This window comes from Luteibacter sp. ME-Dv--P-043b, from assembly GCF_030209605.1.
In the GTDB taxonomy this organism is placed as follows: domain Bacteria; phylum Pseudomonadota; class Gammaproteobacteria; order Xanthomonadales; family Rhodanobacteraceae; genus Luteibacter.
This window is the reverse complement of record NZ_JARVRT010000011.1, coordinates 1-10,608: the sequence shown is the minus strand read 5'-3', so window position 1 is coordinate 10,608 and position 10,608 is coordinate 1. Positions and strand designations below refer to the sequence as shown.

Sequence of the window (10,608 nt, the reverse complement as noted above, 5' to 3'; positions counted from 1 at the left end):
CTAGCGGGTCGCCGCAGGCGTGGCACCGAGGGGGCTACCCGCCGGCTCTTGCTCCCGAGCGCCAACGCTCGAAAGCCAAACGCGATGCCGAAGGCGAGCCCTGAACGAAAAAACCCGGCGCCTCGCAGCGCCGGGTTCTTCATGCGTCGAGGGCGATGGATCAGCCGGTGACGTTTTCGTCTTCGGTGACGGCCTTCATCGACAGGCGGATGCGGCCCTGCTTGTCGACTTCCAGCACCTTGACCTTGACGATATCGCCTTCCTTGAGCTTGTCGGAGACCTTCTCGACGCGCTCGCTGGAGATCTGCGACACGTGCACCAGACCATCCTTGCCCGGCATGATCGTGACGAATGCGCCGAAGTCCATCAGCTTGGCGACCTTGCCTTCGTAGATGCGGCCCGGCTCGACGTCCGACACGATCTGCTCGATACGCTTGCGGGCGGCTTCGGCCGCTTCGCGATTGACCGAGGCGATCACGACGTTGCCGTCGTCGGTGATGTCGATGGTGGTGCCGGTCTCTTCCGTGATCGAACGGATGGTGGCGCCACCCTTGCCGATCACTTCGCGGATCTTGTCCGGGTGGATCTTGATGGTCAGCAGGCGCGGTGCGAACTCGCTCATTTCCGAGCGGGCTTCGGTGATGCACTTGGCCATCTCGCCGAGGATATGCAGGCGACCACGCTTGGCCTGGGCCAGCGCCGTGCGCATGATTTCCTCGGTGATGCCGTCGACCTTGATGTCCATCTGCAGCGCGGACACGCCATCGGCGGTACCGGCTACCTTGAAGTCCATGTCGCCCAGGTGATCTTCATCACCGAGGATGTCGGAGAGCACGACGAAGTCGTTGCCTTCCTTCACCAGGCCCATGGCGATACCGGCGACCGGCGACTTCAGCGGAACGCCCGCGTCCATCATGGCCAGCGACGAACCGCAGACCGACGCCATCGACGAGGAACCGTTCGACTCGGTGATTTCCGAGACGACGCGGACGACGTACGGGAACTCTTCGATCGTCGGCTTGACGGCCTGCACGCCGCGCTTGGCAAGACGGCCGTGGCCGATCTCGCGACGCTTCGGGCTACCGACGCGACCGGTTTCACCGACCGAGAACGGAGGGAAGTTGTAGTGGAACAGGAACGTGTCCTTCCACTCGCCTTCCGGCGCGTCGATGATCTGCGAGTCACGCGTGGTGCCGAGCGTGGCGACCACCAGGGCCTGCGTTTCACCGCGGGTGAAGAGTGCCGAACCGTGCGTGCGCGGCAGGACGCCGACGCGCACCGAGATCGGGCGGACGTCGTCGAGCTGGCGACCGTCGATGCGGACCTTCGTGCTGAGCACGCCGTCGCGCAGGGTGCGGTACTCGACTTCACCGAAAGCGTTGCCGATGTCGCCATCGGTCCAGCCGTTGGCTTCGGCGTCGGCGGCGATGGCCGTCTTCACGTCGCTCTTGAGCGCGCTGATGACGTCACGACGGGCCAGCTTGTCGCGGATCTGGAAGGCTTCGGCGAAACGGTTGCCGACGGCGGCCTTGACCGCGTCGTACAGCGCCGTCTTGGCGACCGGAGCGTCCCACTTGAACGTCTTGACGCCGGCTTCGGCGACGAAGGCGTTGATCGTGTCGATCGCGGCCTGCATCTGCTGGTGGCCGAAGACCACCGAGCCGAGCATGACGTCTTCGCTGAGCAGCTTCGCTTCCGACTCGACCATCATCACGGCGCTGGAGGTGCCGGCCACGACGAGGTCGAGGTCGGACGTCTTCAGCTGGGTGGCGGTCGGGTTGAGGATGTACTGGCCGTTGGCGTAACCGACGCGTGCCGCGCCGATCGGGCCCTTGAAGGGCACGCCGGCGAGCGACATGGCTGCCGAGGCGCCGAGCAGCGCCGGGATGTCACCATCCACTTCCGGATTCAGCGAGACGACCTGGGCGATGACCTGGATCTCGTTGCGGAACTCTTCCGGGAACAGCGGACGAAGCGGACGATCGATGAGGCGCGAAGTCAGCGTCTCCTTCTCGGTCGGACGGCCTTCGCGCTTGAAGAAGCCACCCGGAATGCGACCCGCGGAGTAGAACTTCTCCATGTAGTCGACCGTGAGGGGGAAGAAGTCCTGGCCTTCGCGCGCCTTGGGCGCTGCGACGACCGTCACCAGGACGACCGTGCCGCCCATGCTGACCATGACCGCACCGGAGGCCTGCCGGGCGATTTCGCCCGTCTCCAGTGTGACTTCGTGAGAACCGTACTGGAATGACTTGGTTACTTTCGCCACTTCGATCTCTCCTCGTCCTGTTCCGGTGGTTTAGCGGCGCAGGCCGAGGCGTTCGATCAGGGTCTGGTAGCGAGCGAGATCGCTCTTCTTCAGATAGGCAAGCAGCTTCTTGCGCTGGTTGACCATCTTGAGCAGACCGCGACGCGAGTGGTGGTCCTGCTTGTGTGCTGCGAAGTGCTCCTGCAGCGCGGTGATGTTGGCGGACAGCAGGGCGACCTGGACTTCCGACGAGCCGGTGTCGTTCTCTTTGCGGCCGAAATCCTTGATGATCTGACCGGTCTGTTCAGGAGTAAGCATGTGTATCGATTCCTTAAAAGCGGATGCGAGACTTGCGCAACCTCAACGGCTACCGATGAAGTTGCGCAAGCCTCGCTTTTGAATGAAAGCTGTTAAACGAGCACGTAATTGTAACGTCCTGCGCGTAGCGGCAACAAGCCCGTTCACACGGGCGGCAGATTGAAGCCCCGCAGCACCCTCAGCACGCCGTCTTCGCCGGTTTCACCCAGTGCCATGAGGCGCCCATCGGCGCCCCAGACACCGCAGCGGCCAGACGTCGCGCCCTGCCCCAGCGGCACCGGCTGGCCGAAGCCGAAGACACGGGTCTGCTCCGGGTCGAGTTCCACCCGGGGAATATGACTGAGGCCGGCGGCCACCGGCAGGATCAGGGCCTCGAGCGGTTCGGGACCGGTCTCGGCGGCAGCGCGCAACTGGTCGAGGGTGACCATGGCCGGCGCCATGAACGGTTCGACCCAGAGCCGACGCAGGCCGGTCAGGTGCGCCCCGCAGCCCAGGTGGGCGCCGAAATCCACCGCCAGGCTGCGTACGTAGGTGCCCGAGCCGCACTCCACATGGAGCCGAACGGTGTCGCCCTGGCGTTCGATCACCTCGAGCCGGTAGACGTCCACCTCGCGGGCCGGCACGTCCACCGCCTCGCCGCGACGGGCGCGCACGTAGAGCGGCACGCCATCCTGCTTGATCGCCGAATACGCCGGCGGGATCTGCACGATGTGCCCGCGCAGCGGGGCCAGCGCTGCTTCGATCGTCGCGTCGTCCAGCGGCGGCACCGGCCGCGTCTCGACGATGTCGCCTTCCAGGTCCGCCGTGGTCGTGGTGGCGCCCAGGCGCACCTCGGCCTCATAGGCCTTGCGCGAGCCCAGCAGCCAGCCGGCGATCTTGGTCGCTTCGCCGAAGCACAGCGGCAACAGCCCGGTAGCAAGCGGATCGAGGCTGCCGGTGTGGCCGCCCTTGGCCGCGCCCACCAGCCGACGCGCCGTCTGCAACGCCTGGTTGGAACTGAGGCCCAGCGGCTTGTCCAGGAGGAGAATGCCGTGGATGTCGAGGAAAGTTCGGCGTGTCATAAGTACATGTAGGAGCGCACGCTGTGCGCGAAAAGCCAACAAAGCGGCGACGCGGTACCCTTCACCCTTGCGCGAAGCCAACAAAGCGGAGACGCGGCGCCCTTCACCCGCTCGCGCGAAAAGCCAACAAAGCGGCGACGCGGCGCCCTTCACCCGCTCGCGCGCAAAGCCAACAAGCGGAGACGCAGCCCCCCACCTATCGCGAGCCGGACGCAGCACCCCACCCCACCCCACCCCATCGCGAGCCCTGGATCGCGCACATCGTGCGCTCCTACGGGCGGGGTGGGTTTGGTTAGGGCGAGTGGATCAGGCTTCGTCGGCCGGATCGGCCGGCGGGACGGGGTTTTCGCGGAGCAGGCGCTCGATGCGTTCGCCGTTGTCGACCGACTCGTCGTACTTGAACTTCAGCTGGGGCACCTTGCGCAGGATCATCGATTTGGACAGCGCGTGACGAAACTCGGGGGCGAATTCCTTCAACGCCTTGACCACTTCGGCGGACTGATCCGGCATGAGGGCGGTGACCCACACGGTGGCCCAGTCGAGGTCGCGGGTTACTTCCACGTCGGACACGCTGACCGAGGGCAGCGCGTGGTCGCGCACGGCGGCGTGGACCAGTTCGCCGATTTCGCGGCGGAGCTGGGCGGACACGCGGTCGGTGCGCTTGAAATCACGGGACGGCATATCCGCCTCCAGTTTTAATAGGGTGCATAAACGCATAAAGCCTCCCCGGCGTGAGCCGGGGAGGCGCATTGCCCGCTTTTACAGCGTGCGCGGCACTTCGATACGCTCGAAGCACTCGATCTGGTCGCCGACCTTCACGTCGTTGTACTGCTTGACCGCGATACCGCATTCCATGCCGTTGCGGACCTCGTCGACGAGTTCCTTGAAGCGGCGCAGCGATTCCAGTTCACCCTGGAACACCACCACGTTGTCGCGCAGCACGCGGATCGGCTTGGAGCGCTTCACGAGGCCCTCGGTGATCATGCAGCCTGCGACCGCGCCGAACTTCGACGAGCGGAACACGTCGCGGACCTGCGCGATACCGATGATCTCTTCGCGGATCTCCACGCCCAGGAGGCCGGAGGCCGCCTGCTTCACCTGGTCGATGACGTCGTAGATGATCGAGAAGTAACGGACATCCAGGCCGTTGGTGTCGATCACCTTGCGTGCCGATGCATCGGCACGGACGTTGAAGCCGATGACCAGCGCCTTGGAGGCCGCCGCCAGCGTGGCTTCGGATTCGGTGATGCCGCCCACGCCGGACGAGATGACGTTCACCTTGACCAGTTCGTTGCCGATCTGGGTCAGCGAATCGCGCAGCGCTTCGACCGAACCCTGCACATCGGCCTTGACCAGGATGTTGAGGGTCTGCTGGCCCTGGCCCTGGCCCATCTGCGCCATGATGTCTTCCAGGCGGTTGGACTTCGAGACCAGGCGGGTTTCGCGACGCTTGAGCAGACGCTCGGCCGCCACTTCGCGGGCCAGGCGCTCGTCCTTCACGGCGACGAAGTCGTCACCCGATTCGGGCACGCCGGACAGACCCAGCACCTGCACGGGGATCGACGGACCGGCTTCATTGACCTGCTTGCCGGTTTCGTCCACCAGTGCACGCATGCGGCCGTATTCGACACCGCAGACGACGAAGTCGCCCTTCTTCAGCGTGCCCTGCTGCACCAGCACCGTGGCCACCGGACCGCGACCGCGGTCGAGGCTGGATTCGATCACGACACCCGAAGCGCGGCCATCGGCCACCGCCTTGAGTTCCATGACTTCGGCCTGGATGGAGATGGCGTCGAGCAGTGCATCGACACCGTCGCCCGTCTTCGCCGAAAGCGGCACGAACGGGGTGTCGCCGCCCCACTCTTCAGGGATGACTTCAAGAAGGCCGAGGCCCTGCTTGACGTTGTCCGGGTTGGCGCCGGACTTGTCCATCTTGTTGACCGCGACGATCAGCGGCACCTTGGCGGCGCGCGCGTGCTTCACGGCTTCCTGCGTCTGCGGCATGACGCCGTCGTCGGCGGCCACCACCAGCACCACGATATCCGTGGACTGCGCACCGCGGGCACGCATCGACGTGAACGCCGCATGGCCCGGGGTGTCGAGGAAGGTGATGACGCCACGGCTGGTCTCGACGTGGTACGCGCCGATGTGCTGCGTGATACCACCGGCTTCGCCCGAGGCGACCTTGGTGCGACGGATGTAATCCAGCAGCGAGGTCTTGCCGTGGTCGACATGGCCCATGATCGTGACGACCGGCGGACGCGTGACCTTGTCGCCTTCCAGCTCCGCGTTCTGCGTATGCGTGGCAAGCGCGGCTTCGGCGTCGTTGTCGGTGGCGCGGACCGGATTGTGGCCCAGTTCCTCGACGACCAGCGCGGCGGTGTCATGGTCGATCGTCTGGTTGATCGTGGCCATGACGCCCATCTTGAACAGCGCCTTGACCACCTCGGCACCCTTGACGGCCATCTTCTGGGCCAGCTCGGTCACGAGGTTGTTGTCGCCGATCATCACGTCACGCACCACCGCGGCGGTGGGACGCGTGAAGCCGTGCGGACCGCCCGAGGAGGCGGCGCCGCGCGATGCCGTCATGCGGCCGCGATCCTTGCCGCCACCACGCCGGTTGTTGCTGGACGAGCGACGGGCGCGATCGGCCTCGGACAGGTGCATTTCGCCACCGGCGAAGCGCTTGCCGCCGGCTTCGCGGTCGTTACGACCGCCACCGCCGCCGGGCGAGCCACCACCGCCGCCATGCTTGGGACGGGCGTTGCCACGGGTGTCGTTGGCGGCTGCCACGGCGCCGGGCGCCGGACGAGGCGCCGGCGCGGCGGCACGCGCCGCGGCCGGTGCCGGGGCGGCAGCCACCGGTGCCGGTGCGGGAGCGGGCGGCGGCGGCGGAACCGGCTTGGACACCACACGCTCGCGCTTACGCGGCTCGTGGATGCGCGGCAGGATCATGCCGAGCTTGCGGTTGTCGAGCTTGGCCGTCTGGTGGGTCGGCAAGCCGTCCTCACCCAGCGCCGCGGGTGCGGGCTGCGTGACATCGGACGCGGTGGCCTCGGGCGCCGCATCCGCCGGCGCCGGAGCCGGTGCGGCCTCGGTCTGGGCGCGAGCGGCTTCCGCACGCGCACGCTGCTCGGCCTCTTCGGCCTGGCGACGCGCTTCGGCGGCAGCGGCTTCCTGGCGGTGCGCTTCGGCCTCGGCTTCGCGGCGGGCCGCTTCGGCCTGCTCGCGGCGCTCGATTTCCTCGCGACGCTGCGATTCTTCCTGCTCGCGCTGGGCCTGCGATTCGGCCAGCTTGCGCACGGCGTCCTCGCGCTCCGGCTCGTGCGACGCATCTTCGGCGATGGCGCTGCGCTTGACGTACGTGCGCTTGGCGCGGACCTCGACGTTGACCGTCTTGGCCGGACCGGCGCCACGACCCGAGCCCGAGTTCACCTTCAGCTCGCCGACGGTGCGGCGCTTCAGGGTGATCTGGCGCGGCGAGGTGCCTTCCCCTTCGGGAGCGGCATCGTTCTTGCCATGCGTGCGACGCAGGAAGCCCAGCAGTTTCACCTTTTCGGTGCTGCTGATGACCTGCTCCGCATCGGAAAATTTCATACCGGCTTCGCCGAGCTGCCCGAGCAGCTTGTCGACCGGAAGGCCCAATTGATGGGCGAGTTGTTTGATAGTGACGTCCGACATCGTTCTTTATTCTCCGCCGTTCCCGCGCGTAACCTTACGTGCCGACGATGACCCGTACGGCTGCCTCCATCCATGGCGGGAGACCTCGTGGCCTCCCTCGAGGCGTCCGTCCAGGACGCTTCCGGTCTCGCGCTTAACCACCTTTCTCCAGGCGGGCGATCATCGGGGCGCGCGCAGCCATGATCAGCTGCGATGCGCGCTCCTCCGTCATGCCTTCGATATCGATGAGCTCGTCGACGGCGAGGTCGCCCAGGTCGTCGAGCGTCTTAACACCACGATCCGCCAGCGCGATGGCGATCGTTTCGTCCATACCATCCAGGCCGAGCAGTTCCTCGTCGACCGTGATTTCCTCGACGCCTTCCTCGGCCGCAAGCTCCTGCGTGAGCAGGGCGTCGCGGGCGCGGGCGCGGAGTTCCTCGACGATATCCTCGTCGAAGCCTTCCACTGCCAGCAGTTCACCGCTGGGCACATAGGCGATTTCTTCGATGGACGAGAAGCCTTCCTGCACCAGGATGCTGGCGATTTCCTCGTCCACTTCGAGCTTGTCCTGGAACAGGGCCAGGGCCGCGGCCTGCTCGGCCTCGGTCTTGGCCGTGACCTGGTCCTGCGTCATCACGTTGAGCTGCCAGCCGGTGAGCTTGCTGGCCAGGCGCACGTTCTGGCCGCCGCGACCGATGGCCTGGGACAGCTTGTCCTCGGCCACCGCGATATCCATGGAGTGCTTTTCCTCGTCCATGATGATCGACTGGACTTCGGCCGGCGCCATGGCGTTGATGACGTACTGCGCCTGGTTCTCGTGCCACAGGATGATGTCGACGCGCTCGCCATTGAGCTCGTTGGACACCGCCTGCACACGCGAACCGCGCATGCCGATGCACGCGCCGATGGGATCGGTGCGGCTGTCGTGGGCCACCACGGCGATCTTGGCGCGATCGCCCGGATCGCGGGCGCACCCCTTGATCTCGACCAGGCCCTGGCCGACTTCCGGCACTTCGAGCTTGAACAGTTCGATCATGAATTCCGGCGCGCTGCGCGACACGAACAGCTGCGGACCGCGGACTTCCGACTTCACTTCGTACAGGTAACCGCGGACGCGATCGCCGACGCGGGCCGATTCGCGGGGAATCGTCTTGTCGCGCGGGATGAACGCCTCGGCGTTGCTGCCCAGGTCGAGGTAGACGTTGCCGCGCTCCACGCGCTTGACGATGCCGGTGACCAGTTCGCCGACGCGATCGACGAAGGCGTCGACCACCTGCTGGCGCTCGGCTTCGCGCACGCGCTGCACGATGACCTGCTTGGCGGCCTGCGCGGCGATGCGGCCGAACTCGGCGTTCTCGATCTGGTGCTCGATCCAGCCACCGACCTCGGCCACTTCGCCTTCGCCGGCTTCGTCCTGGGCGTCCATCAGGCGGATCTGGAAGGACGGATCCTCCATCTCGCCGTCGTCCTCGATGATCTCCCAGCGACGGAAGGTCTCGTAGTCGCCCGTATTGCGGTCGATTTCGACCCGGATGTCCGGATCCTCATCGGGGTAGCGCTTCTTCGCGGCCGAGGCCAGCGCCGCTTCCATGGCGTCGAAAATGACTTCGCGCGGTACGCCTTTTTCATTGGCGACCGCGTCGACTACCAGCAAAAGTTCTTTGCTCATTGCCGCTACTCCCGTAAGGATGCCCCGAGGCACCCCATCAATCGTTATTTAGGTTTCTTGCCGCCCGGCGTGGGCTTCGGCTGCGGCGCATAGCCGAGTGCCACCCAGTCGGGAACCACGCGAGCGCTTTCGACGTCCGCATGCTCGAATTCGAATCGGCCCGCATCGCCCTCGACCACGATGTGCTCGCCGGCGACGTCCATGACCTTGCCTTTCAGGCGCCGGCGCCCCTCGATCGGGGCCCTCAGCAGCACCTTGACCTCCTGGCCGCTCACGCGGGCGAACTGCTCCGCCGTGAACAGGGGACGATCGATACCGGGGGAGGAGACCTCCAGTACATAGTTGCCGGGAATCGGGTCTTCAACATCCAGGTACGCGGAGAACTCGCGGCTGGCGGCTTCGCAGTCCTCGACGGTGACCTCGACCGACTGCTCGGCCGCTTCGCGACGCTCGCGTTCGGCAGCCAGCACGTCAAGGTAGACGCGCAGCGTGATCTGCCCGTCGGACGGCCCGAAATCCATGCCCAGAACCTCGAGGCCCAGTTCGGCCACGATGCCTGAAAAGCGTTGTGAAAGTGCGTTTGTATCCACGTTACCTGCGGTATTTTCCGGTCGCCAGAAACAAGAAAAGGGCGCGAACGGCCCCTTCCTTTCGTTCGCCGATGTATCCGACACTTTCCTCCCGCGTACGCCGCGATGCCCTGACGGCGCTCACGAAAATGACGCAGGACGCCTCCGTGCGCCCAACAAAAAAGCCTCACGAGGAGGCTTTCTTGTAAAAAGAAAGTTCCTTGAAGCCACCTGCGGTGAGAGGCCGAAGCCCTTGCCAATGGTGCTTAAGATTCACTGAGTCTATCGTATTTACCGGCGCCCGCGCAAGGTCGGCGACGCCCCGACGACACGGCTCCGGGATACTGGACGGCATGGAGAACGATGTCCCCTACCCCCGCTTCGCCTCCCAGGGCCGGGCGCACGTCTACGTGCTGCCGTGCCGCGACCAGGACCTGCTGAAGGTCGGCTTCTCGCGGGACCCGTTCACGCGCTTCCGTACCCTGCACCGCCGTTTCTTCGACTTCTTCGATCTGGACCGGGCCCTGCTGCTGGATACCGAGAAAGTAAAGGACGCCCGGCGGATCGAGCGGCGGCTGATCGAAACCTTCGCCGCGGAACGGGCCATGGCCCCGCTGGTGGTGCCGATGTCCGCGGCGGGACATACGGAATGGTACCGGGGCGTCTACGCGGTCGTCGTCTCGTTACTGAGTGAGATCGCGCAGACCGAGGGCTTCCCGCTCGACCTCGGCCTGACCGGATGGCTGTCCGACTACCTTTCGGCGCGCGCCGATCTCCTGCACGACTGGTCGCTGCGGATGCTGGACACGCTGGAATGGGCGTCCCACAACGCACCCGGCGACCCCGGTGCCGACCGGTTACGCACGGCCCTCATCGACACACTGGACATGTTCGTGGCTGCTGGGCTGTCGATCGAGTCGCTCGTGCCCGATGGCGTAGCGGACTGGTACGCCCATGGCGATCATCGGCGCCTGTTCCGCTGAGCCCGGGAATCCTGCACCGGACAAAAAAGGGTTCTCGCGCGTTACCGGGGAGGAGGCGTCGGGCGGTCACCCTCTGCGCTCGAGCAGCGGCCGCAAGCGGCCG

General features: G+C 65.9%; 8 protein-coding genes. 1 reads left to right on the top strand and 7 read right to left on the bottom strand.

Annotation, left to right across the window (positions count from 1 at the left end; genetic code table 11):
• Nucleotides 1-160: 160 nt before the first annotated feature.
• The 7 genes from pnp to rimP form a co-directional block, all read right to left on the bottom strand.
• On the bottom strand, nt 161-2,266 hold the full coding sequence (gene pnp / locus QRN34_RS06775) for a polyribonucleotide nucleotidyltransferase (RefSeq protein WP_036142398.1): 2,106 nt from the start codon (nt 2,264-2,266) through the stop codon (nt 161-163).
• Nucleotides 2,267-2,296: 30 nt separating this feature from the next.
• The gene (gene rpsO, locus QRN34_RS06770; RefSeq protein ID WP_036142401.1) at nt 2,297-2,563 is read right to left on the bottom strand and encodes a 30S ribosomal protein S15; all 267 of its coding nucleotides are present in this window, start codon (nt 2,561-2,563) and stop codon (nt 2,297-2,299) included.
• 143 nt (nt 2,564-2,706) lie between these two features.
• A complete protein-coding gene (truB, locus tag QRN34_RS06765) occupies nt 2,707-3,624 on the bottom strand; it encodes a tRNA pseudouridine(55) synthase TruB (RefSeq protein ID WP_285403177.1) in 918 nt (305 codons plus the stop codon).
• A 306-nt stretch (nt 3,625-3,930) separates the two neighbouring features.
• Nucleotides 3,931-4,305 (bottom strand): 30S ribosome-binding factor RbfA, encoded by a 375-nt coding sequence (rbfA, locus tag QRN34_RS06760; RefSeq protein ID WP_285403175.1) that lies wholly within the window; start codon nt 4,303-4,305, stop codon nt 3,931-3,933.
• Nucleotides 4,306-4,383: 78 nt separating this feature from the next.
• A complete protein-coding gene (gene infB, locus QRN34_RS06755; protein WP_285403174.1) occupies nt 4,384-7,305 on the bottom strand; it encodes a translation initiation factor IF-2 in 2,922 nt (973 codons plus the stop codon).
• A gap of 133 nt (nt 7,306-7,438) precedes the next feature.
• A complete protein-coding gene (gene nusA / locus QRN34_RS06750; protein ID WP_036142412.1) occupies nt 7,439-8,953 on the bottom strand; it encodes a transcription termination factor NusA in 1,515 nt (504 codons plus the stop codon).
• Nucleotides 8,954-8,997: 44 nt separating this feature from the next.
• On the bottom strand, nt 8,998-9,543 hold the full coding sequence (gene rimP, locus QRN34_RS06745) for a ribosome maturation factor RimP (RefSeq protein ID WP_285403171.1): 546 nt from the start codon (nt 9,541-9,543) through the stop codon (nt 8,998-9,000).
• 332 nt (nt 9,544-9,875) lie between these two features.
• On the opposite strand from rimP, the gene QRN34_RS06740 reads away from it, so the two are divergent.
• Nucleotides 9,876-10,505, top strand: coding sequence for a GIY-YIG nuclease family protein (locus tag QRN34_RS06740; protein WP_285403169.1), 630 nt, complete (start codon nt 9,876-9,878; stop codon nt 10,503-10,505).
• The last annotated feature ends 103 nt before the right edge of the window (nt 10,506-10,608 follow it).